The organism is Massilia sp. Root133 (assembly GCF_001426525.1).
In the GTDB taxonomy this organism is placed as follows: Bacteria; Pseudomonadota; Gammaproteobacteria; order Burkholderiales; family Burkholderiaceae_D; genus Telluria; species Telluria orientalis.
In genome coordinates this window covers 38,878-60,626 of record NZ_LMEW01000005.1, presented here as the reverse complement: position 1 = coordinate 60,626, position 21,749 = coordinate 38,878, and the positions used below count along the sequence as shown (strand labels likewise).

The following is a 21,749-nucleotide window of genomic DNA, read 5'->3' as shown; positions in this document are numbered from 1 at the left end:
TGGTGTCGGCATGGCGCGGCGGTGAGTTGGACGGAATCCCATCTTACACCGCGCCCCGTGCCGTCGTCAGTGACCGCCCTTCTCGCCGTTCTTGTGACCGTGGTCGCCGCCCTTGTCCGGGCCGTGGGCGGGGGCCGCATGCGGCTGCGGCGCCGGTTGCGGATGCGGCGCGGGCTTCGGTGCGGCCGGCGCCGGCGGCTGCGGTCGCGGTGCCGGCTGCGGATGCGGTGCAGCCTGCGGATGCTGCGCCGGCGGCTGCGGTCGCGGTGCCGGCAGCGGATGGGATGCAGGCTGCGGACGCGGTGCCGGCTGCGGATGCGGTGCAGGCTGCGGATGCTGCGCCGGCGGCTGCGGGCGCGTGGCTGGCTGGGGATGCGGCGCCTGCAGCGCCACCCGCTGCGGCGCGGGCGCGCGCGGCGCTTCGTGCGCCATCGGTTGCGGTGCCGGACCGTGCGCCGGCGGAGCATGCCGGACTGCCTGCTGCGGTTCGCCGCCATGCATCGGGCGCGGCGCCTGCGGTTGCGCCATCACGCCATGGGCGGCGCCGCGCGGCTCGTCCGCGGGCCCGCCCCGGCCCGCGTGTGGCGGCTGCGGACGGCCCGCCTCCGCGGCCGTCGCGCCTGCGCCGCTACCGCCACGCGCGGCCAGTTGCGCGGTGTTCCGCGGGCCGTGCACATCCGGCAGCGCGACTGGCGGGCGTCCGACGGACGGCGGTGCTTCGTGGACGGGTCGGCCGGCCGGCCCAGGCAGCGGGACGGCGGCCGTCTGCGGCTCATGGCCAGCCGGCCGTCCACCCTGCGCCATCAGGTGCCCGGCCGGCGCGGCGCCGGGCACGGGACCACGCGCCGGCTGCGGCGTCACCGGCTTGCCGAGCGCGGGGCGCAGCACGCGCAGCGGCACCGGCGCGTGCACGGCCACGCGCGCATCCGGACGCGCCGCGGCGGGACCAGGCCCGTGCCCAAAGGCGTGCGCCGGCAACGCCCGCGTCACCGCGACGCGCTGCAGCACGGGTCCCGGCGGCAGGCGGCCGGGGGCCGTGCCGATCCGGCTTTGCGGCAGCGGCCGCGCTTGCGGCGCCGCCAGCACCGGCGCGGCGCGCGCCACGCCGGGCGGCAGCAGCAGGCCTGCGCGCGCGGTCGGCGCGGCCTGCGCGAACTGCTGCGCGGGCATCGCCACGATCGCGCCGGGCACGTTGCGGTTGCGGTAGGTGATGTTGTTGACGATGGTCGTCTGCCGGATCACGGTATTGGTCACGTTGACGTTCGTGATGTACGTCGGGCTCGCGTGGTACGGCGGCCGGTATGGCTCGTGCGGCGCGAGCGGGAACCAGCCGACGCCCGGATCGGAGCGGCCGCCGAACGCCAGCACGGTTCCGACGAACGCCACCAGCGCAGGAGCGTACACGGGCTGCGCGCGCGCCGGCGCCGGCACCCAGGCCCAGGCATCCGGCGTGCGGATCCAGCGGCCGTAGTGCGAGACGGCGTAACCGTAAGGCTGGTCGTCGATCCACGTCCAGCCCCACGGATCGATCCACGCCCAGTGTCCCGCGTGATACGGCGCCCAGTTGCGCGGCGCGCGGTCCGGCACCCACACGGTGCCGTAGTCGGGCACGGTGCGCCAGCTGCCGTAGTCGTCGAGGTCTTCGAAGCCGACGACGCCCTGCGGCACATAGCGGCGCGCGATGGCGCGCTCGTAGCGCTGGTCGCGCGCCAGCGCCCAGCGGTCGAATTCATCCGGCGGGGCGGGCGGGAGCAGCCCGTAGTTGTCCAGGTCCTGGCCGCCGAAACGATAGCCCTGCCCCGGCGCGAGCGACAGCGACGTGCCGTCGCCGTACACGTCGGCGGCGCCGTTCAGCACCGTGACATCCGTCGTGCTGCCGTCCGGCGCGACGGCGAGCCGGTAGTCGCCGGGCCCGCGCGCGACGAAGGCGAGGTTCGGCGTATCCACCTCGACGGTCTCGCCCGGCGCCAGGCGGCGCACGTGCAGGTCGACGCGGCCCTGCGACACCTGCAGTTGCGTCATGCGTTCATCGGCCGCGAGCACGGTCAGCAAGGTGCCCGCATCCATGCGCGCGACGGCGGCGCCGAACTGGGCCTCGTCGCGCCCGCCGGCGTCCGTCCACAGGCGGTCGCCCGCGACGAGGGGCCGGTTAAGCGGCGCCTGCGCCCAGTCGCTGGCGCCGGCAGGAGAAAAGCTGACGGGGCCGGCCAGGTAGGCGATGCGGCCCACGCGCGCGGGCGGGTCCTGCGTCTGCGCGGCGGCGATCGTCGCGGTGAATAGCAGGCCGAGGGCGACGGCCGGCCGGAGGAAGTTCGAAGCGCTCATGATCGTCGGTACAACGTGGGAATGATGCCCGATCATAGTCCCGGCGCCCCGCGCGCACGGTACGCTGTCACACCGTGTTACAGAAGTTGCAATGCTGTTCAGCGCATGAGTGCTGGATAGGTGAACGCGATGAAGTGGACGGCGTTGAGCGCGAAGTGCGTGAGGATCGCGCCCTCGATGCGTCCGGAACGCAGGTACGCGGCGGCATAGCCGAAGCCCGCCAGCGTTCCGAACAGCACGAGCAGCGGACCGCCGGCGGCATGCGCGAGCCCGAACAGCAAAGTCGATACGGCCACCGCGACGGCCACGCCGTAGCGTCGTCCCGCCATGCCGTGCGCCAGGCCGCCGAGCAGGTAGCCGCGGAAGAAGGCCTCCTCCGTCACGCAGGTGATCAAGAGATTATTGACGAGGAACCAGGATGTCCACGGCAGCCATTTGACGTCCGGCCGCACCACGCCGAGCAGCAGGCCCGCACCGAGGACGGCGACGAGCGTCGCCGCCAGCACGGGCAGCGTACGGCGCAGCATCGGCAACCAGTCGGCACGCGCGCGGATCGGCGAGCAGAACACGCCCATCAGCACGATGCCGGCGATGGCCTTGTCGAAGTTCGCGTACAGCGTGAACGGCGGCGCACCCGCCGACAGGTGCGCATGGTCGACCAGCAGCGGATTGTGAAAGCCCGGCAGCCGGTGCAGCGCCAGCAGCAGCGCACACACGCCCGTCAGCACGAGCAGCGGGATGCGGACCCAGGCCCGTCCGGCCGCGCGCGCGCCGAACGCCAGCGCGAGGTAGAAGACGATGACGGCCAGGCCGATCCCGTCGAGCACCCCGACGGCCTGCGCGACCGCGCAGGCCAGCAGCACGCCCGCGCCCCACGCCCAGTCGCGATTCCCCCGCACGGCGGGCGCCGGCACCCACAACGCCAGTACGGCCAGCGCCAGCGCAGCGCACGCCGCCATGAGACCGGGAGCGCTCAGCATGGATCAGCCGTGCGAACGCTTGTGCATCTGCTTGTGCATGCGGCGCAGGCTGAGCCACACGAGCCCCGCCACGACGGGCACCAGCGCGCCCGTGAGTAAGTCCGGATTGACCGGCATGCCGAGACTCTTGAGGCCCTTGCCCGCATAGCCGAGCAGCCCCACGACGTAGTACGAGATCGCCGCCACCGACAAGCCCTCGACGGCCTGCTGCAGGCGCAGCTGCTGGGCGGCGCGGCGGTCCATCGATTGCAGGATTTGCCGGTTCTGGTTTTCCTGGACGATGGAGACGCGCGTGCGCAGCAAGTCGTTGACGTTGGCGATGCGGCGCGCCAGCGCTTCCTGGCGCGCGGCCGTCGATTCGCACGTGTTCATCGCCGGCGTCAGGCGGCGGTCCATGAATTCCTCCACGGTCGGCACGCCTTCGATGCGGGCCTCGCGCAATTCCTCGATGCGCGCCTTGACGAGGCGGTAATACGCTTTCGATGCCGAGAAGCGGTAGCCGTTGTCGAGCGAGAGCTTTTCCAGGCGCGCCGCCAGCTTCGTGATCTGTGCCAACAGGTCCTGGTCGCCGGCGACCGCCTCGCCCGCGACCATGCGCTCGGCCAGCGTGGCCAGTTCGGCCTCGATGTCGTCCAGCGCGTTGGACACGGTGCGCGCGGCCGGCAGGCCGAGGAGCGCCATCATGCGGTAGGTGTCGATTTCCAGCACGCGCTGCGCGAGGCGGCCGGCCTGCTGCGCGCGCATTTCGACGTCGCGCAGCACGAAGCGCGAAAAACCGTCGGACTGGATCGCGAAATCCGTCCACACTTCCCCGCCCTGCATGACGCGCGAGCCGACCAGGTTGTTGCTGGCGAAGCCGTCCTGCAGCGTGGCCGGATCGGCGGCGCCGCGCTCCAGCAGCACGTGCGCGGCGGACATCAGGCGGCCGTGCAGGCCGAGGATCCACGACTGCGGCAGGTGCGCGAGCGGCATGCGCGCGAACGCCTCCGCAATCGGCAGCCCGGGCGCGATCTTTTCCGTGAACGTGTAAGTCGCGAACTCCGTGTGCCGTTCCCACTTGAGGCGGAAGCGGCCGAAGTCGTGATAGAAGTGATTGGCCGTCACGTTCGGCGCCGCGACGCCGAAATGCCCGCACAGCGCGGCGAGCAGCGCGTGCTGGTTCGGACCGTGCTCGCTGCGCGATCCGGCCTCGTTGGCGCGGTACACGGCAAGATGGGTGATGGCTTCGGGCGCTTCCAGCCGGAGGAAGGGACGCGAATGGATTTCGGCGGCAAGCGGAATGCGCTGGGCGTGGCTCAGGCTTGGATAAGCGGTCGTCATGGTTCGATTCGTCGGCTCGGCAATATTTCCCATTGTACATGCGTACGCACAGCGCCGGAACGGCGTCGATCCCACCATCGGCCGAATAAAGTTCAGGACACGACAAAATCGTCAACGCAGTCAGCCCAAATGACCGTTTTGGTCCGACCACTTGCAACATTATCCCGACCAAACTAAGATGCGATCTTGGCAATCGCCTCCACTTTTTCCTGGACTGACACAATGAGAAAAATGCCCGCGCCACCCGATGCGATTGCGACCGAGCCGCGACTGTATCGCGTGGTGTCGAGCCGGATCGAAGCGCTGATCCGGGAAGAGAACATCAAGCCGGGCGAGCGCCTGCCCGCCGAGCGCGACCTGGCCACGAAGCTGGGCGTCTCGCGCACCTCGCTGCGCGAAGCGCTGATCGCACTGGAGCTGGGGGGCGTCGTCGAAGTGCGCGGTGGGTCCGGCGTGTACGTCAGCGAACAGGCGGCGTTGACGACCGCGCGCCCGGCGGCCGGTCCCGGTCCGTTCGAGGTGCTCGCCGCGCGCCGCATGATCGAGGTCGAGGTCGCGGCGCTGGCCGCGAAGAATGCGACGCCGGCGGCCGTCGATGCGATCCTCGTCGCCGTCGAAGAGATGGAGCAGAACCAGGACAACCTGGGCGAGAACGAATCGGCCGACCGCAACTTCCACCTCGCGATCGCGCGCGCGGCCGGCAACAGCGCCCTCGTCGGCGTGATCGAATACCTGTGGGCCCAGCGCGGCAGCCTGTGGCACAAGCTGACGGAGCATTTCCAGACCGAGGAACTGCGCCAGCTGACGCTCCTCGACCACCGCGCGATCCTGGCCGCCATCGCCTCGCACGACGTGGCCGGCGCCCGGTCGGCCATGCGCGCCCACCTCGACCGGGTGACGCGCACGTTCTCGCGCGGCTGAGCATGGAGATCTGGGTCGACGCCGATGCCTGCCCGGCGGTCATCAAGGACATCCTGTTCCGCGTGGCCGACCGCGTGCAGCTGAACGTCACGCTGGTGGCCAACCAGTTGATCCGCGTACCCGGCTCGCGCTTCATCCGCGCGCTGCAGGTGCCTTCGGGCGCCGATGCGGCCGATGCGGAAATCGTCGCGCGCGTACAACCCGGCGACATCGTCGTGACGGGCGACATTCCCCTCGCCGCCCTCGTACTGGACAAGGGCGGCATGCCGTTGAATCCACGCGGCGAGTGGTACACGAAAGACACCATCGCGCAGCAGCTCACGATGCGCGCGTTCATGGACGAATTGCGTTCCAGCGGCGTCGATACGGGCGGACCAGGCGCGTTCAGCCAGGCGGACCGGCAGCGGTTCGCGAATGCGCTCGACCGCGAACTGGCGAAGCGCGCGCCTAAACCGTGAGCTGCGCCGTGCTCGCCGCCGCGCAGTGCGTTCCGTGACGAACAGGGCCTGCCGGATGTACGGCAGATAAGGTATGGGTGGCCTTCAGTCCAGCGCCGCGGCCTGTCACAAAAAGCCGAACAGCTTCTTGCCCGCGTTCGGCCGGCGCGCATCGATCATGTCGTCGACGTGCTTCTTGTCGAAGCGCTCCAGCAGTTTCTCGGCGCCGGCCCGCAGCTTCAGCGCCAGTTCCTCCTTGTACAGCGGGACGATCGCGAAGAACGCGATCTCCTTGTCGGCGTCGATGCGCAGCCGGTGGAATTCGTCCGGCACGCTGATGGACGGCAGCAGGATGCAGCCGTCGAACCGCACGTCCGCCGCGTACGGCTCCGCCGGGTCGCCGTTCGGCACCGTGTGGCCCCAGCCCAGCCACGTCCCGTACTTGTGCGGCAGCCGGGCCATCGTCTTGATCAGGCGGACGGGCCAGTACCAGCGCTCGTCCTCGAACGATTCCTTGTCGAGCTTCCAGTCCGGGGGGAGCGTGATCATCAGCTCGGCGTGGCGCGGGACGTCGGCGTCCGGCGGCGTCGACATCGGCAGGTCGCTCATCCCGGACGTGACCAGCCGGATGAACGGGTACGCCTCCGTCGGCTTCACGATATGGACGTCGATGTGCACCGTGTCCGACACCAGTTCGTGGAACACGCAGTCGACGGGCCCGAGGTGCCGGTCGATGTGGTCCGAAATCTGCTGCAGGCAGATCTCGCCCTGCGGCGGCGTCCACGGCGTGCTTTCCGTGTGATGGTAGATCGGATCGCCGTGCAAGGACACGACGTTGCTGGCTCGGTATGCGCTCATCGCGGCCCCCTCGAATGCTGACCCGACGAGTCTAGCAGCGCGGATGCCGCGAAAATGCGCGCATTTCCACTTACGCGGCCGCTTCCGCTTGGCGCAGCGTGCCCACCGCACGCGCCACCGACGACGCGTGCGCGCACATCGTCTCGGCCGCATCCGCGCTCTGTCCGACCAGCTCGGCCGTCTGCCGCGTCGTCACCTCGATCTCGCGGATCGAATCGCGCACCTGCTCGATGCCGTCGCGCTGTTCCTGGCTCGCGCCCGAGATCGCGGTCATGATGCCGGCCACGCGCTGCACCGAGCCGACGATCTGGTGCATCGCCTGCCCCGCTTCGTCCACGAGCCGGCCACCCGCGTCCACCCGCACGGCGGAGTCGCCGATCAGCTGCCTCACTTCCTTGGCCGCCTGCGCGCTGCGCTGGGCGAGGCTCCTTACTTCGCCCGCCACGACGGCGAAGCCGCGCCCCTGCTCGCCCGCCCGCGCCGCCTCGACGGCCGCGTTCAGCGCGAGGATGTTGGTCTGGAAGGCGATGCCGTCGATGACGTTGACGATGTCCTGCACTTCGCGCGAACTGGAACGGATAGCTTCCATCGTCTGCACGACGTCGGCGACGACGTCGCCGCCCTTCACGGCCAGCGCGGAGGCCGACGCCACCAGCTCGTCGGCCAGCGCCGCGTGGTCGACGTTGCGCTTGACGGTGGCCGTCAGGTGGTCGACCGCGGCCGCGGCCTGTTCCAGCCGCGCGGCCTGCGCCGCGGCGCGCGCGGACAGGTCGGCGCTGCCCGCCGCCACCGCGCTGGACGTCTGCGTGATCAGGTCCATGTCGCGCGCCACCTGGTCCGCGCTGCTGCGCATCGCCCGCAAGGTGTCGTGCAGGGTGCCGGCGCTCGCCGCGACGGCCGTCGTCTCGCGCTGCAGGCGGACGGCCAGGTAGGACAGCACGGCCGCCTCGACGACGACGTACACCGCGTGCAGCAGCACGATGCCGATGCCCGGATGCGTGAAGCACAGCGTCGGATAGCCCCATTCCTGCAAATAGTTGAAGGTGAGGTGGTGGACGGCGGCCGTGCCCGCGGCGGCGACGATGACGCGCCAGTCCTGGTAGCAGACGAGGAAGGCGAGCAGGACGAAGATCCCGAAATGCAGCTCCGTCAAGCCGTGCGCCTGGTGGATGTTCAGCGCGCAGAACAGCATCAGCGCGACGGCGACGGACAGCCGCGCGGCGAGACTGCCCGGGGCGGCCGCGATCAGCGCGCTCGGCACGAGGGCGAGCGGCAGCCCGGCGGCGACCGCCAGCATCAGCGAGTCGTATACGAGGCCCAGCGCCAGCGACGTGGCGAATAGCGCCCACAGGACGGCGAGGAACAGTTTGCCGGCGTTGTTGGCATGGTCGGCCCTGGCGCAGGATGAGGTCGGATGCATTTTGTGACGTCCCTTTTATTTATCCGTAACACATTGATTTTGCGGGTCTATTGACGCAGCAACGTTCAATGATATTGGGAAATTTTTATTGGATTCTTGCAGATTGTCACAACGCCATGACTGGCCCCCAAACGGTGTGCCGCTTTCCCTCATCAAGACGCAGAAAAACAACAAGACCCGCCGCCGGCCCGGGTTTAGCCTTCCAGGCATGAAAAAAATCTCGATCATCGACTCGCACACCGGTGGCGAACCCACTCGGCTCATCGTCGACGGCGGCCCGGACCTGGGCAACGGCCCGCTGTCCGAACGGCTCGCGCGGATGCGCGCCGAACACGACCACATCCGCACGGGCACCGTGTGCGAACCGCGCGGTTCGGACGTCCTCGTGGGCGCGCTGCTGTGCGAACCCCATGCGCCGGAGTGCGCGGCGGGCGTCATCTTTTTCAATAACGTCGGGTACCTGGGCATGTGCGGACATGGCACGATCGGCCTCGTCGTGTCGCTGGTCCACCTCGGCCGCATCACGGCCGGACGCCACCGCATCGACACGCCCGTCGGGGTCGTGACGGCCGAGCTGCACGCGGACGGTTCCGTGAGCATCGAGAACGTCCCGTCGTACCGGACGCGCAAGGACGTCCACGTCGACGTCGCCGGCCACGGCACCGTGCGCGGCGACGTGGCGTGGGGCGGCAACTGGTTCTTCCTCATCAAGCACCATGCGTTCGACATCGTGCCGGCCAACGTCCCGGCGCTGACGGCGTTCGCGCAAGCCGTGATGGCGGCGCTGGCCGCACAAGGCATCACCGGGGACGGCGGCGCGCCCATCGACCACGTGGAACTGTTCGCCCCATCACGCATCGCGGACAGCCGCAACTTCGTGCTGTGCCCCGGCAAGGCCTACGACCGCTCCCCCTGCGGCACGGGCACCAGCGCGAAACTGGCATGCCTGGCGGCGGATGGCGACCTGGAACAGGGCGCCGTGTGGCGCCAGGAGAGCATCATCGGCAGCGTGTTCGAAGGCAGCTACCGCCGCGCGGGCGATACCGTCGCGCCGACGATCCGCGGCACGGCCTGGGTCAGCGCCGAGTCGACGCTGCTGTTCGACGACACCGATCCGTTCGCGTGGGGCCTCCCCGCCTAGTCCTGTTTCATCTGTCGCCCGTACTCGGTCGGGCTCATGCCCACGTACGACTTGAACTGGCGGCTGAACGCGCTGTGGTCCGTATAGCCGCATTCGTACGCGATGGCGGCGATCTTCGCGCCCGGATCCTGTTCGATCAGGGTGCGCGCGGCCGCCAGCCGGCATTGCACGAGCAGCTGCCGCGGCGAGTGCTGGAACACTTTCTGGAACAGCCGTTCCACGCGCGACAGCGACAGTCCCGCTTCCTCCGCCAGCGCCTTCAGCGAGATATTCTCCCGATAGTGGTCGCTGATGTGCTGCGCGATCCGCGCGATCTGCCGGTACGCCGGGTGCAGGTCGTCCAGCAGGCCGAGATCCTGCGACGTGCCGATCAGGCCGACGACGTCGCCATCCTTGCCGAACAGCGGAATCTTCTTCGTGATGCACCACCCGCGGCCGCGGCCGGGGTAGATGTGCAGTTCGAGCTGCTTGTCGATCGCCGTGCCGCTGGCGATGACCTGCCGGTCCTGCGCGAGATACGTCTCGGCCAACGCGCGCGGGAACAGTTCCAGCGCCGTTTTGCCGAGCACATCCTTCTTGTGCCGAACTCCGCAGCGCCGCACCATCGTGCGGTTGATGCTCAGGTAACGGCCGTCCCGGTCCTTGACGAAGAATGCGACGTCGCCGAGGGCGTCGAAGATCGCTTCGACGGCCTGCATGCCGATGGTGTCGATGGCCCGGATGGTAGTGTCGTCGATCATGTTGTCCTCCCGCACGCCAATATAGGCGGGTTGCGCCGGCATGGCAAACGGCGGCCGGGCGTTATGCCGATTTCGGCCTCCCCGGCGAACGCTTCACGCAAGACCCCGGCGCCAAACAGGCCTAGCATGTGACCTTTCAAGCAAAGGAGACAGACCCCATGTGGAAAGGTGTTCTTCCCGCCGTCACCACCAAGTTCGACGAGGACGGCTCGCTCGATCATGACGAAATGCTGCGCTGCTTCCGCATCCAGATGGACGCCGGCGTGGATGGCCTCATCGCCTGCGGTTCGCTGGGCGAGGGCCCGATGCTGTCGCACGAGGAGCGCATCGACGTCCTGAAACTCTGCAAGGAAGCCGCCGGCGCAAAGCCCGCGCTGCTGACGGTCGCGGAAGCGTCCACGCGCGATGCGTGCGCGCTGGCGCAGAAGGCGGCCAGGGCGGGCGCGGACGGCCTGATGGTCGTCCCGAGCACGATCTACCACACGGACCCGCGCGAGACGGTGGCGACCTTGCGCGCCATCGCGCAGGCGGGCGACCTGCCGATCATGATCTATTCGAACCGCCTCGCCTACCGCGTCGACGTGACGGTCGAGATCATGGAAGAACTGGCGGACGATCCCCGCTTCGTCGCCGTCAAGGAATCGTCGGACGACATCCGCCGCAGCACCGACATCATCAACCGCTTCGGCGACCGCTTCGACCTGCTGACGGGTGTCGACAACCTCGCGTTCGAAGCGCTCATGGTCGGCGCGCAGGGCTGGGTGGCCGGCGTGGGCCTCGCGTTCCCCGAGGAGACCGTGGCGATCTGGCGGCTGGTCCAGGCCAGGCGTTACGACGAGGCGCTGCGCATCTACCGCTGGTTCCGTCCCCTGCTGGACCTGGACGTGTCGACTTACCTCGTCCAGAACATCAAGCTCGCGGAAGCGATCGCGATCGGTTCGAACGAGCGCGTGCGCGCGCCGCGCCTGCCGCTCGCCGGCGCGCGCCGCGACGCGGTGGAGCGGACGATCCGCGCCGCCATCGCCAACCGCCCCACCCTGCCCGCGCTGGCGTGAAGCATCCGGACGCGATCGTCGTCGGCGCCGGCATCGTCGGCGCGGCCTGCGCGGCGGAGCTGCAGGCGCTCGGGCGCGACGTGCTGCTCGTCGACGCGGATTACCCCGGCGGCGGCGTGACGGCGGCCGGCATGGGCCACCTCGTCGCCCTCGACGAGACGGACGATGAACTCGACCTGTGCCTGCTGTCGCTGGCGCGCTGGGACGCGTACCTGTCCACCCGCGCCGGCCTCGCGGAACACGTTCGCTGCGGCACCTTGTGGGTCGCCGAGGACGATGCGCAGATGGCCCAGGCGCGCGTCCGCGCCGGGCGCCTGGCGCGGCGCGGCTGGGATGCGGCCGAACTGTCCGGCGCCCAGCTCGCGCGCGTGGAACCCGCCCTGCGTGCCGGTCTTGCGGGCGGCGTGCGCGTCGCGCGCGACGGCGTCGTGTACCCGCCCGCCGTCGCGCGCAACCTGGCCGGGACGCTCGTCGCGCTGGGCGGACGGACACGCTTCGGCACGGCCGTCGCCCGCGTCGACGACGGCGGCGTCACGCTGGCCGACGGCGAACGCATCGATGCGGGCGACGTCGTCGTCGCGACGGGGACCGCCGTGACGCGCCTGCTGCCGGACATGCCGATCTTCCCGCGCAAGGGCCATCTCGCCATCACGGCCCGCTACCCGCGGCGGCTGTCGCACCAGGTCGTGAGCATGGATTATGGGCAAACCGAGGGCCAAACGGAAGCCGGCAGCGACGCCGTCGCCGTCGCGGCGAATGTCCAGCCCCGCATCACGGGCCAATGGCTGATCGGGTCGTGCCGCCAGGACGGCATCCGGCATACCGACGTCGATCCGCGCGTGCTGGCGCACGTGCTGCGCTCGGCCATCGCGCTGCTGCCCTGTCTGGCCGACATGAAAATCATCCGCAGCTGGACCGGCATGCGCCCCGCGACTTACGACGGGCGGCCCGTCATCGGACGCCATCCGACGCTCGAACGCGTGTGGGTCGCAGCGGGCCATGAGGGGCTCGGCGTGACGACCGCGTTCGGCACCGCGCAACTGCTGGCCGACCTGATGCTGGACCGCCCCGCTTCCATCGCGGCCGCCCCCTATTCACCGTCGAGGTTCGCCCATGTCCCTGCCTGATTCCCTGAGCCGCGTGCTGGTCGACGGTGTCGCGGTCGACGTACCGCGCGGCGTCACCGTCGTCGCGGCGCTCGTCGGCGCCCGCTCGCCGTGCACGCGACGTTCGGTCACGGGCCAGCCCCGGTTCGCGTTCTGCGGCATCGGCCAGTGCCAGGAATGCCGCGTGACCGTCGACGGCCGCGCCAACCAGCTGGCGTGCAGGACGATCTGCGCGGAAGGCATGATCATCACCACGGGAGGCGACTGGTGAAGAACGTAGTGCACATCGTCGGCAGCGGCCCGGCGGGACTGTCCGCGGCGCGGACCGCCCTCGACGCCGGCGCAAGGATCTGCCTGATCGACGATAATCATGCGCCGGGCGGCCAGATCTGGCGCGGCGGCCCCGCGCGCTGGACCGACGCACGCGCACGCAGCGCGTGGAACACCCTGCGCGGCCACCCCGGCTGCACCGTGATGCAGGATGCCCAGGTCATCGGCTGCATGGACTCCCGCACGCTGCTCGTGGAAACGGGCGGACGCGGCGCCGCCGTCCCGTTCGAGCGCCTCGTGCTCTGCTCGGGCAGCCGCGAGCTGTCGCTGCCGTTCCCCGGCTGGACGCTGCCCGGCGTCACCGGCGCGGGCGGGCTGCAGGCGCTGATCAAGGGCGGCATGCCGGTGTCGGGACGCCGCGTCGTGGTCGCCGGCACGGGCCCGCTGCTGCTGGCGGCGGCGTCGACGGCGCTGCGCGCGGGCGCGCACGTGACCGCGATCGTCGAACACCAGCCGTGGTCGCGCCTGTCGGCTTTCGGCCTCGGGCTGCTGTCGCGGCACGGGAAGAAATTCCTGCAGGCGGCGTCGCTGTTCGCCGAGCTGCGCGGGATCCCGTACGTGACGGGCGCCACGCTCGTCGCAGCGACGGGAGAGGATACGGTGCGCGGCGTCGTCGTCCGGACCGGTGGCAAGGACGTCGAGTATGCCTGCGACTTCCTCGCGGCGGGCTTCGGCCTCGTCCCGAACACGGACCTCGCGCGCGCACTGCGATGCGACGTCGTCGACGGCGCGATCCAGGTCGACGATGCGCAGCGGACGAGCCGCACCGACGTCTGGGCCGCGGGCGAATGCACGGGCATCGGCGGCGTCGACAAGGCCGTCGCCGAGGGACGCATCGCGGCGCTGGCCGCGCTGGGCCGGCCCCCGTCCGGGCGCGACCTGCCGCTGCGGCGCGCGTCGCACGCGTTCGCGGCGCTGCTGGCGCGCACGTTCGCGCCGGACGAGTCGCTGCGCACGATGTGCGGCCCGGAGACGATCGTGTGCCGCTGCGAGGACGTGACCCGGGCCCGCCTGCTGCCGCACCGCGACTGGCGCGAAGCGAAACTGGCGACGCGCGTCGGCATGGGGCCCTGCCAGGGCAAGACCTGCGGCGCGGCGTGCGCCTTCCTGTTCGGGTGGTCCCACGAGGATGCCCGGACACCCATCATGCCCGCGACCGCGCGGGCGCTGTCGGACTTTGAATGAGGTAATGAGAAACATGAATATTGGTGGCACCGACAAACAGGCGGCGCTCGACGCCTTGCGCGACATGACCGCGGGCGCCGTGCCCATCGCGCTGGCCGAGCACCGGTCGCGCATCGAACGTGCGCAGGCGTTCATGGCGGCGCAAGGCATCGACGCCGTCTATCTCAACGCCGGCAGCAACCTGACTTATTTCACGGGCACGAAGTGGAGTCCCAGCGAACGCATGGTGGGCGCCATCCTGCCGGCGCAGGGTGACCTCGTCTACATCGCCCCCGCGTTCGAGGAAAGCACGATCCGCGGTTTCATGGTCGTCGAAGGCGACATCGCCGTCTGGGACGAACACGAGCGCCCCGCCGCGCGCCTGCGCGCCGTGCTGGAGCAGCGCGGCATCGGGGCCGGCAGCGTGCTCGCCATCGACGACAGCACGCCGCTGTTCCTGCTCGACGCGATCCGCGCCGCGACCGATGGCTACACCTTGCGGAATGCGCACCCGGTCACGTCCCACTGCCGCAGCCGCAAGTCGGACGCGGAGATCGCGCTGATCCAGCGCGCGATGGACATGACGATGGCCGTGCACGTGGCGGCGGCGGCCATCCTGCACGAAGGGATCACGACGCAGGAAGTCGAGGAATTCATCCACCTCGCGCACCGCAAGGTCGGCGCGAGCGGCTCCTATTTCTGCATCGTGCTGTTCGGCGAGGCGACGGCGTACCCGCACGGGGTGAGCTATGTGCAGACCCTGCAACGGGGCGACACGGTGCTGGTCGACACGGGCTGCAAGGTCCACAACTACATCTCCGACATCACGCGCACGTACGTGTTCGGCGAGCCGACCGGGCGCCAGCGCTTCGTGTGGAATGCGGAACAGGCGGCGCAGCGGGCGGCGTTCGACGCGGCCCAGCCGGGCGTGCCGTGCGAAGAGGTCGACAAGGCCGCGCGCCGCTCGCTCGAGGCGAACGGCTTCGGTCCCGGTTACAAGCTGCCCGGCCTGCCGCACCGCACGGGCCACGGCATCGGCCTCGACATCCACGAAGGCCCCTACCTCGTCGGCGGCGAAACCCGCGCGCTGGAGCCGGGCATGTGCTTCTCGAACGAGCCGATGATCTGCGTGCCGGGCGAATTTGGCGTGCGCCTGGAAGATCACTTCTACATGACGGCGAACGGACCGAAGTGGTTCACGCAGCCGGCGGCAAGCCTGGAGAATCCGTTCGGGGCGGGATGACCTCCTTCAGGAACGCATCCGCCGCCTCCACTGTCGGCGCCAGCCACGGATCGAACAGCCAAAAGCTGTGGGGCGTGTCGGGCACGGGCACGACCCGGTTCGGCACGCCCAATGCCCGCAGTCGTTCGGTCATCTCGTCCCGCCCCAGGCTGAAACGCCGCTGCGCGCTGACGATGAACAGCATGGGCGGCGTGCCCGCCTTCACGTGATACAGCGGCGACGCGTCGCGCCACAGCGCCGCCTTCTCCGCATAGCGGCCGCCGAACCACGCGCCGGCGGATGACGGCTGCTTCGCCGGGTCGTCTTCATATTTGCGGGCTTCTTCCGACGTGAAATCCGACAGGCCGTCGATGTTGACGATCGCCTGCACGTCGCTCGCCACGTTGCCTCGGTCCGGATCGAAGCGCGATTCTCCGTTCGTCACGCCCGTCAGCGCCGCGATCTGGCCGCCGGCCGAGCCGCCCGCAATGGCGATCCGGCCCGGATCGATGCCGTAGTCCGGCGCGTGCGCGCGCACCCAGCGCACGGCTGCCTTCGCGTCGTGGATCGCGGCCGGGTATGGCGCTTCCGGCGACAGGCGATAGCTGATGGTGGCCGCCACATAGCCCCGCTCCGCCATGCGGATCGCCATCGGCGCGAAGTTCGCACGCACGCCCGCGCGCCAGCCGCCGCCGTGCACGAAGACGATGGCAGCGCGCGGCGCCGTGCCCGCCGCCGCGGGCAGGTACAGGTCCAGTTTCAGGTCGTGCCTCAGGTCGCCATGTCTACGGCGCACATAGGTGACGTCCGTGACCGCCCGCACGGTCGGCGGCACGGTGCGGCTCGCGATGCGGATGAACGGATAGCGAGCCGCCAGCTTCGCGTACGTCGTCTCGGCCGTATAGCTCTCCGGTGCGGGCGGCTTCACGGGCTGCGCCGCGCATGCGGCCAGCAGCAACGCCGTACCCATCCAACATATCGTCCTGCGCATCCTGGCCTCCGCCTCGTCGTGGGAAGGCCAGTATGCCACCCAACAACACACCCCGGCTAGTCCACCTTGCAAAAGTGGCCAGACCAACCTAGAATGGTCTGGCCAAATAAAGGACGGAAAACGTCCGCCATATAAAAAACGACCGGAGACTACACGGTGCCGCCAATCAGATTGCTCGCCTTCCTGGCCGCTTTCGCGTGCCTTGCCGCCCCTGCGCATGCCGAGGGGCCTTATCGCAACCCAGACAACAAGAACCCGAACGACACGGCCGAAGGCACGTATCCGGTGCCGTACAAGAAGCCGGTCGTCGCCGAGATCGCGGCGTCGCTGCAGCGCATCCGCGGCTATGTCGACAGCCAGACGCCTACGCGTATCGTGCACAAGGGCAGCGGTGCGCCCGTCACGGATTTCCGCACGCCTGTCGCCGACGCCGTCGTCGACAAGGGTGACGCCGACTTCGGCCTGCAGGCCTACGAGATGGGCGTCGTACATGCCGGCCTGCTGAAGGCCACGGCCGCGACGGGCGACAAGCGCTATGCCGCCCTCACGCAGCGCCACCTGCAATTCTTCGCCGACCGCCTCCCCTACTTCCGTGCGCAGGAACAGCGCTTCCACCTCGAGCGCGCCAACAGCTTCGCGCACTTCCTCGATCCGCGCGCGCTCGACGACGCCGGCTCCATGTGCGCCGCGATGATGCGTGCGCGCCAGGCCGGCATCGGCCCCGATCTCGCCGCGCAGATCAAGGTGTGCGGCGACTGGGTGGCGAAGCGCCAGTTCCGCCTGCCGGACGGCACCCTCGCGCGCCAGCGCCCGCAGGCCGTGTCGCTGTGGGCCGACGACATGTACATGGGGATCCCCGCGCTGGCGGAACTGGGCCGCATGACGGGCGACCGCGCGTACTTCGACGACGCCGTGAAGAACGTCCTGCAGATGACGGACTATCTGTTCGATCCGCAGCGCAACCTGTACACGCACGGCTGGAACGCCAACAATCCCGACGCCCCGCGCTTCTACTGGGCGCGCGCGAACGGCTGGGCCGTGCTCGCGATGTCGGACGTCCTCGACGTGCTGCCGAAGGACCACCCGGGCTATCCGAAGGTGATGGCACAGCTGAAGAAGACGCTGCGCGGCATCGCCGAGCGCCAGTCCGGCGCGGGCCTGTGGCACCAGATGGTCGACCGCGACGATTCGTACCTGGAGACGTCGGCCAGCGCCATGTTCGTGTACGTGCTCGCGCACGCCGTCAACGAAGGCTGGATCAGCCCGACGACGTACGGCTCGATCGCGCAGGCCGGCTGGAACGCGCTGTCCGCGCGCATCGACGCCCAGGGCCGCGTGGAAGGCACATGCGTGGGCACGACGTTCGCGAGCGACCAGGTCTATTATTACAACCGCCCCACCAGCACGACGGCGATGCACGGCTACGGTCCGATGCTGCTGGCCGGCGCGGAGATGATCCGGCTGCTGAACAACCCGGCGATCGACATCCAGTTCCGCGTCCGCACGTATCACTATGTGCCGAAGGACGGCGGGCAGACCAGCTACCGCGAACATCCCTGACACCCCTGCGATGAAAGCCCCGACCATGCAAGCGAAAACGATGTTTTGCGCCGCAGGCCTCGTGCTGTCCGCGAGCGCCTGCGCAGCCGACCGACTCACGGTCACCGTGACCCACGACCTCGACGCCGCGCGTCCATCCGAAACGATCGTCGTCCCGTGGCAGGACGTGAACGCGGCGCTGCCCGGCGCGCTGATCCAGCGCCTCGTCGTGAAGGATGCGGCCGGCCACGTGCTGCCCTACCAGGTGACGAACGTGGCGCCGCTGGCCAAGGACCCGCACGGCGTCGGCGCGGCGTACGGCGAACTGCTGTTCCAGCACGACTTCAAACCCGGCGAAAAGACGGCGACGTTCGTCGTCGAAAAGAGCGACGCGCTCACGCCGCCGTTCGCACCGAAGGCGTTCGCGCGCTACGTGCCCGAACGCCTCGACGATTTCGCGTGGGAGAACGACGTCATCGGCCACCGCACCTACGGCCCCGCCCTCGCCGCACCGGCCGCGCCGGGCAGCGGCAAGGAAGTGCTGGAGACGAGCGGCCTCGATATCTGGTTCAAGCGCGTCGACTACCCCATCGTCGACCGCTGGTACAACAAGGGCCACGACCATTACCACAAGGACGAAGGCGAAGGCATGGACATGTACAACGTCGGCCGCTCGCGCGGGGCCGGCGGTACGGGCGTGTGGGACGGCAAACAGCTTTACACGAGCAGCAACTGGGCCGGCTGGAAGGTGCTGGCCAATGGCCCGATCCGCGCCGTGTTCGAGTTGTCGTACGCCGCGTGGAATGCGGCCGGTACCCAGGTGACGGAAACCAAGCGCTTCACCGTCGATGCCGGCCGCCAGCTCGACCAGATCGACAGTACGTTCACGTTCAGTGGACCGTCCGCGCTGACGGTGGCCGTCGGCTTGAACAGGACGCCTTCGGACAAAAAGCAGGAACCGCGCGTCGCGCTCGTGAAAGACGATGCGAACCACGCGCTGCTGCAATGGGTCGAGCAGGCGGCGAACGGCGCGTTCGGCACGGCCGTCGTGCTGCCCGCGGCGACCGGCTTCGCGCAGGACGCCCTGAACGACCTCGTGCTGGCCCGCGTGGAATCGGGCAAGCCGCTGCGCTACTGGGTCGGCGCCGCGTGGGACCGCGCCGGCCGCATCACGTCCAGGGCGGCGTGGCAGGCCTACGTGGCGGCAGAGGCCAAGCGTGCGGCGCACCCCGTCCGCATCGCCCTGAAAGCCGCCGCAAACTGAGATCAGTCATCGTATGTGTTGCTTTTCCAGCACACACTCGCCATAATCTGGTCTGGCCACATTGATCTTGTGGCCAGACCAATCTAGAATGAATTCAAACACAGAGCCGCACGCATGCGGTTCGACCTCGCCAGGCTGGTTTTGTAAGAAGCAACCATCGACGCCGCTCCCCCCTGCGGACGCCGACACGTCATCGACATAAAAACAGGAGACAGCTTCATGAAATACCCCCGCAGCACCCCGCCCCGCCATTTCGTCATGTCCTCGATCGCGCTCGCGGTCCTCTCGCTCGCCCAGCAGGCGCAGGCACAGCAAAGCGACGCGCCGATCCAGCGCGTCGAGGTCACCGGTTCCAGCATCAAGCGCATCGCCACCGAGGAAGCCCTGCCCGTCACGACGATCAAGGCCGAGGAACTGGTCAAGCAGGGCATGACCACGCTGGCCGACGTGATGATGGCGCTGCCGCAGTCGGCATCGCTGCAGCCGTCCAACGCCGGCTCGGGCACCAACATCAACCTGCGCGGCCTGGGCGTGAACCGCACCCTCGTGCTGCTGAACGGCCGCCGCCTCGCCAACGAGGCCATCGCCGACGGCTACGCGAACCTCGACGTCATCCCGATCAGCGCGCTGCAACGCGTGGAAATCCTGCGCGACGGCGCGTCGTCGATCTACGGTTCGGACGCGATCGGCGGCGTCGTCAACTTCATCACCAAGCGCGAAGTCGAGGGCGGCAACGTCACCGTGCAGCTCGTGCAGCCGCAGCGCCGCGGCGGCGGCGACGAGCAGCGCATCCAGGCCACGTTCGGCAAGGGCAACCTCGCGCGCGACGGCTGGAACATCTACGGCACCGTCGACTTCCACCAGCGCAGCCGCCTGAAGCTGTCGGACCGCACCGGCTTCATTCCGGACGACGCGGCGATGGCGGCGATCGGCCTGCCGCGCAGCGCCGCCTCCGGCGGGTACGCGACACCCGCCAACTTCACGAGTTCGGCCAACAAGAACGCCGCCAACCCCTATTACGCGAGCGGCTGCCTGAGTCCCTACTCGATCCAGGGCGCGAAGAGCACGTGCGTACTGGACGACGACACCTATGGCTCGGCCCTGCATCCGAACAAACAGCTGACGATGTACGCGCGAGCGACCAAGCGCATCGACGCCGACAACACCGTTACCGTCGAATACACCCGCGGCGACGAATCGATCTTCGGCTACAAGAACCCGACGCAGGCGGTCGCCGTCGGGAGCGCGAAGGCGATCCTGCCATCGAGCAGCAAATGGTATCCGGGCGGCAGCGGCGGTGTGCCGGCCGTCGCCGGCATCACCAACCAGCCGCTGACCGTGTCCTGGGCGGTGGCCGACGGCGGACCGGCCGTGACCCGCGACAACCAGATCAACCAGCGGCTGCTGGTGTCCGCCGACGGCCACGTCGGCACCTGGGACTACCGGGCCGGCATGAGCTACGGGCTGTCCCAGCGTAAGGGCTATTTCCAGTCGGGCTACTACTCGGGCATCGGCCTGATCAACGGCCTGGCGAACGGCACGCTGAACCCGTTCGGCCTGCAGGACCAGGCGGGCCGCGACTATCTCGACTCGATCGCCGCGGACGGCATGCAGAACCGCAGCTCGAAGAGCTCTTACTATGGCATCGACGGCAACATCAGCAAATCGCTGATGGCCCTCGCCGGCGGCGACCTCGCGATCGCGATCGGCACCGACATCCACCGCGATACCAACGAAGACACCAAGCTGGCGCCGGCCGCCGACATCACCTATGCCAAGGTCGTCCCGGCGCACGGGGAAAGCGCACGCAACATCATCGGCGTGTACAGCGAGGTCGACGCCCCCGTCACCAAGACCCTGACGCTGAACGGCGCCGTGCGGGTCGACAAATACAGCGACGTCGGCTCGACCGTCACGCCCAAGATCAGCTTCCGCTGGCAGCCGACCAGGACGCTCATGTTCAGGGGCTCGGCCAACACGGGCTTCCGCGCGCCGACACTGTTCGACCGCTACGGCTACCGCACCACCGTCGCCAATACGACGACGGCGGGACGCTGGGACGATCCGGTCCTGTGCCCGGGCCCGTCCATCACCATGCCGGGTACCGGCACGGCGGTGCCCGGCGTGGATGCCGCCGATGTCTGCAACGCCAAGTTGAACAAGCTGACCGGGTCGAACTCGCAGCTGAAACCGGAACGCTCCAAGGGCGGCACGCTGGGCGTCGTGTTCGAACCGTCGCGCTCGTTCACCGCGTCGCTCGACTACTGGCAGGTCAACATGAAGGACATGCTGGCCAACCTGCCGGAGAACGTCTACTTCACGAACTACGCCGACTACAAGAACCTGTTCGTGCGTAACGCCGACGGCTCGCTCGCGTACATCAACAACACGACGATGAACCTGGGCGGCCAGATCGCGGGCGGCGTCGACGTGTCGGCCAACTGGGAGATCGCGCGCAACCGATTCGGCACGTTCGGCGCCGCCATCGACGGCACCTACCTGACCCGCTTCGACAACCAGCTCGTGCCGAACGGCCCGTGGATGTCCAACGTCGGCCAGTTCGGCTGGGCCAGCAACGGCACCACGTCGAGCTACCCGATCATCACGTTCCGCTGGAAGCACAACCTGCGCCTGTCGTGGCAGAGCGGCGATTACTCGGCGCAGCTGACGAACAACTTCAACAGCCACTACCGCGACGCCAACACGGCCGTCACGTCGCAGTACTACCGCGACATCCCGTCGTTCTCGACGTGGAACCTGACCGGCTCGATCCGCGTGCAGAAGCAGGTGCGCATCACGGCTGGCGTCACGAACCTGTTCGACAAGGCCCCGCCGATCACCAACAACACGATCTACAGCAGCGGCTACCTGAGCAGCGTCGCGAATCCGATCGGCCGCTCGTGGAACCTGCGCGTCAGCTACGATTTCGAGTGATC

Annotated in this window: 18 protein-coding genes; 11 read left to right on the top strand and 7 right to left on the bottom strand. The window is 69.1% G+C overall.

Going from position 1 to position 21,749, the window contains the following annotated elements; genetic code table 11:
* Nucleotides 1-66: 66 nt before the first annotated feature.
* From ASD28_RS05835 to ASD28_RS05825, 3 genes are all read right to left on the bottom strand, one after another.
* A complete protein-coding gene (locus ASD28_RS05835; protein ID WP_056125292.1) occupies nucleotides 67-2,325 on the bottom strand; it encodes a DUF6600 domain-containing protein in 2,259 nt (752 codons plus the stop codon).
* Between the two features lie 98 nt (nucleotides 2,326-2,423).
* Nucleotides 2,424-3,305 carry a CPBP family intramembrane glutamic endopeptidase gene (locus ASD28_RS05830; protein ID WP_082577486.1) on the bottom strand — a complete coding sequence of 294 codons (882 nt, stop codon included), beginning with the start codon at nucleotides 3,303-3,305 and terminating at the stop codon, nucleotides 2,424-2,426.
* Nucleotides 3,306-3,308: 3 nt separating this feature from the next.
* Nucleotides 3,309-4,625, bottom strand: a complete 1,317-nt coding sequence (locus tag ASD28_RS05825; protein ID WP_056125287.1) for a DUF3422 family protein — start codon at nucleotides 4,623-4,625, stop codon at nucleotides 3,309-3,311.
* 231 nt (nucleotides 4,626-4,856) lie between these two features.
* Here ASD28_RS05825 and ASD28_RS05820 point away from each other — a divergent pair, with 231 nt between their 5' ends.
* Together ASD28_RS05820 and ASD28_RS05815 are read left to right on the top strand one after the other, a co-directional pair.
* On the top strand, nucleotides 4,857-5,546 hold the full coding sequence (locus tag ASD28_RS05820) for a FadR/GntR family transcriptional regulator (RefSeq protein ID WP_229412217.1): 690 nt from the start codon (nucleotides 4,857-4,859) through the stop codon (nucleotides 5,544-5,546).
* Between the two features lie 2 nt (nucleotides 5,547-5,548).
* Nucleotides 5,549-6,004 carry a YaiI/YqxD family protein gene (locus ASD28_RS05815; protein WP_056125283.1) on the top strand — a complete coding sequence of 152 codons (456 nt, stop codon included), beginning with the start codon at nucleotides 5,549-5,551 and terminating at the stop codon, nucleotides 6,002-6,004.
* 105 nt (nucleotides 6,005-6,109) lie between these two features.
* On the opposite strand, the gene ASD28_RS05810 is transcribed toward ASD28_RS05815, so the two are convergent.
* Both ASD28_RS05810 and ASD28_RS05805 read right to left on the bottom strand, forming a co-directional pair.
* Nucleotides 6,110-6,841, bottom strand: a complete 732-nt coding sequence (locus ASD28_RS05810; protein ID WP_056125282.1) for a suppressor of fused domain protein — start codon at nucleotides 6,839-6,841, stop codon at nucleotides 6,110-6,112.
* Between the two features lie 70 nt (nucleotides 6,842-6,911).
* A complete protein-coding gene (locus tag ASD28_RS05805) occupies nucleotides 6,912-8,261 on the bottom strand; it encodes a methyl-accepting chemotaxis protein (RefSeq protein WP_056125280.1) in 1,350 nt (449 codons plus the stop codon).
* 208 nt (nucleotides 8,262-8,469) lie between these two features.
* Between ASD28_RS05805 and ASD28_RS05800 the strand changes: the two genes are divergently transcribed.
* A complete protein-coding gene (locus ASD28_RS05800) occupies nucleotides 8,470-9,402 on the top strand; it encodes a 4-hydroxyproline epimerase (protein WP_056125278.1) in 933 nt (310 codons plus the stop codon).
* Here the strand turns inward: ASD28_RS05800 and ASD28_RS05795 are convergent.
* Nucleotides 9,399-10,142 carry an AraC family transcriptional regulator gene (locus tag ASD28_RS05795; RefSeq protein WP_056125619.1) on the bottom strand — a complete coding sequence of 248 codons (744 nt, stop codon included), beginning with the start codon at nucleotides 10,140-10,142 and terminating at the stop codon, nucleotides 9,399-9,401. The two genes, ASD28_RS05800 and ASD28_RS05795, sit on opposite strands and share 4 nt — an antisense overlap.
* 158 nt (nucleotides 10,143-10,300) lie before the next feature.
* Between ASD28_RS05795 and ASD28_RS05790 the strand changes: the two genes are divergently transcribed.
* From ASD28_RS05790 to ASD28_RS05770, 5 genes are read left to right on the top strand one after another with little or no spacing between them, the layout of a single operon-like run.
* Complete coding sequence (locus tag ASD28_RS05790; protein ID WP_056125276.1) at nucleotides 10,301-11,197, top strand: dihydrodipicolinate synthase family protein; 897 nt, start codon at nucleotides 10,301-10,303, stop codon at nucleotides 11,195-11,197.
* Complete coding sequence (locus ASD28_RS05785) at nucleotides 11,194-12,324, top strand: FAD-binding oxidoreductase (RefSeq protein WP_056125275.1); 1,131 nt, start codon at nucleotides 11,194-11,196, stop codon at nucleotides 12,322-12,324. Before ASD28_RS05790 ends, ASD28_RS05785 begins: the two co-directional genes overlap by 4 nt.
* Nucleotides 12,311-12,574, top strand: a complete 264-nt coding sequence (locus ASD28_RS05780) for a 2Fe-2S iron-sulfur cluster-binding protein (protein WP_056125274.1) — start codon at nucleotides 12,311-12,313, stop codon at nucleotides 12,572-12,574. The genes ASD28_RS05785 and ASD28_RS05780 overlap by 14 nt, the downstream gene beginning before the upstream one ends.
* Nucleotides 12,571-13,818, top strand: coding sequence for an FAD-dependent oxidoreductase (locus tag ASD28_RS05775; protein WP_229412380.1), 1,248 nt, complete (start codon nucleotides 12,571-12,573; stop codon nucleotides 13,816-13,818). The genes ASD28_RS05780 and ASD28_RS05775 overlap by 4 nt, the downstream gene beginning before the upstream one ends.
* Before the next feature lie 13 nt (nucleotides 13,819-13,831).
* Nucleotides 13,832-15,040: a Xaa-Pro peptidase family protein gene (locus ASD28_RS05770; RefSeq protein ID WP_056125272.1), complete on the top strand. Its 1,209-nt coding sequence runs from the start codon at nucleotides 13,832-13,834 to the stop codon at nucleotides 15,038-15,040.
* On the opposite strand, the gene ASD28_RS05765 is transcribed toward ASD28_RS05770, so the two are convergent.
* Nucleotides 14,994-15,989: an alpha/beta hydrolase gene (locus ASD28_RS05765; RefSeq protein ID WP_229412215.1), complete on the bottom strand. Its 996-nt coding sequence runs from the start codon at nucleotides 15,987-15,989 to the stop codon at nucleotides 14,994-14,996. The two genes, ASD28_RS05770 and ASD28_RS05765, sit on opposite strands and share 47 nt — an antisense overlap.
* A gap of 177 nt (nucleotides 15,990-16,166) precedes the next feature.
* On the opposite strand from ASD28_RS05765, the gene ASD28_RS05760 reads away from it, so the two are divergent.
* The 3 genes from ASD28_RS05760 to ASD28_RS05750 all read left to right on the top strand — a co-directional run bounded on the left by ASD28_RS05760 (nucleotide 16,167) and on the right by ASD28_RS05750 (nucleotide 21,747).
* Nucleotides 16,167-17,570 (top strand): glycoside hydrolase family 88 protein, encoded by a 1,404-nt coding sequence (locus ASD28_RS05760; RefSeq protein WP_229412214.1) that lies wholly within the window; start codon nucleotides 16,167-16,169, stop codon nucleotides 17,568-17,570.
* A 25-nt stretch (nucleotides 17,571-17,595) separates the two neighbouring features.
* Nucleotides 17,596-18,813, top strand: coding sequence for a DUF4861 family protein (locus ASD28_RS05755; RefSeq protein ID WP_056125269.1), 1,218 nt, complete (start codon nucleotides 17,596-17,598; stop codon nucleotides 18,811-18,813).
* Nucleotides 18,814-19,032: 219 nt separating this feature from the next.
* Entirely contained in the window at nucleotides 19,033-21,747 is a 2,715-nt protein-coding gene (locus ASD28_RS05750) for a TonB-dependent siderophore receptor (RefSeq protein ID WP_156403901.1), read from the top strand.
* Nucleotides 21,748-21,749: the final 2 nt, after the last annotated feature.

Bases quoted from the DNA above. Each gene is read 5' to 3' on its own strand.
- ASD28_RS05835 (WP_056125292.1), bottom strand. From the start codon at position 2,325: ATGAGCGCTTCGAACTTCCTCCGGCCGGCCGTCGCCCTCGGCCTGCTA.
- ASD28_RS05830 (WP_082577486.1), bottom strand. From the start codon at position 3,305: ATGCTGAGCGCTCCCGGTCTCATGGCGGCGTGCGCTGCGCTGGCGCTG.
- ASD28_RS05825 (WP_056125287.1), bottom strand. From the start codon at position 4,625: ATGACGACCGCTTATCCAAGCCTGAGCCACGCCCAGCGCATTCCGCTT.
- ASD28_RS05820 (WP_229412217.1), top strand. From the start codon at position 4,857: ATGCCCGCGCCACCCGATGCGATTGCGACCGAGCCGCGACTGTATCGC.
- ASD28_RS05815 (WP_056125283.1), top strand. From the start codon at position 5,549: ATGGAGATCTGGGTCGACGCCGATGCCTGCCCGGCGGTCATCAAGGAC.
- ASD28_RS05810 (WP_056125282.1), bottom strand. From the start codon at position 6,841: ATGAGCGCATACCGAGCCAGCAACGTCGTGTCCTTGCACGGCGATCCG.
- ASD28_RS05805 (WP_056125280.1), bottom strand. From the start codon at position 8,261: ATGCATCCGACCTCATCCTGCGCCAGGGCCGACCATGCCAACAACGCC.
- ASD28_RS05800 (WP_056125278.1), top strand. From the start codon at position 8,470: ATGAAAAAAATCTCGATCATCGACTCGCACACCGGTGGCGAACCCACT.
- ASD28_RS05795 (WP_056125619.1), bottom strand. From the start codon at position 10,142: ATGATCGACGACACTACCATCCGGGCCATCGACACCATCGGCATGCAG.
- ASD28_RS05790 (WP_056125276.1), top strand. From the start codon at position 10,301: ATGTGGAAAGGTGTTCTTCCCGCCGTCACCACCAAGTTCGACGAGGAC.
- ASD28_RS05780 (WP_056125274.1), top strand. From the start codon at position 12,311: ATGTCCCTGCCTGATTCCCTGAGCCGCGTGCTGGTCGACGGTGTCGCG.
- ASD28_RS05770 (WP_056125272.1), top strand. From the start codon at position 13,832: ATGAATATTGGTGGCACCGACAAACAGGCGGCGCTCGACGCCTTGCGC.
- ASD28_RS05765 (WP_229412215.1), bottom strand. From the start codon at position 15,989: ATGGGTACGGCGTTGCTGCTGGCCGCATGCGCGGCGCAGCCCGTGAAG.
- ASD28_RS05755 (WP_056125269.1), top strand. From the start codon at position 17,596: ATGCAAGCGAAAACGATGTTTTGCGCCGCAGGCCTCGTGCTGTCCGCG.
- ASD28_RS05750 (WP_156403901.1), top strand. From the start codon at position 19,033: ATGAAATACCCCCGCAGCACCCCGCCCCGCCATTTCGTCATGTCCTCG.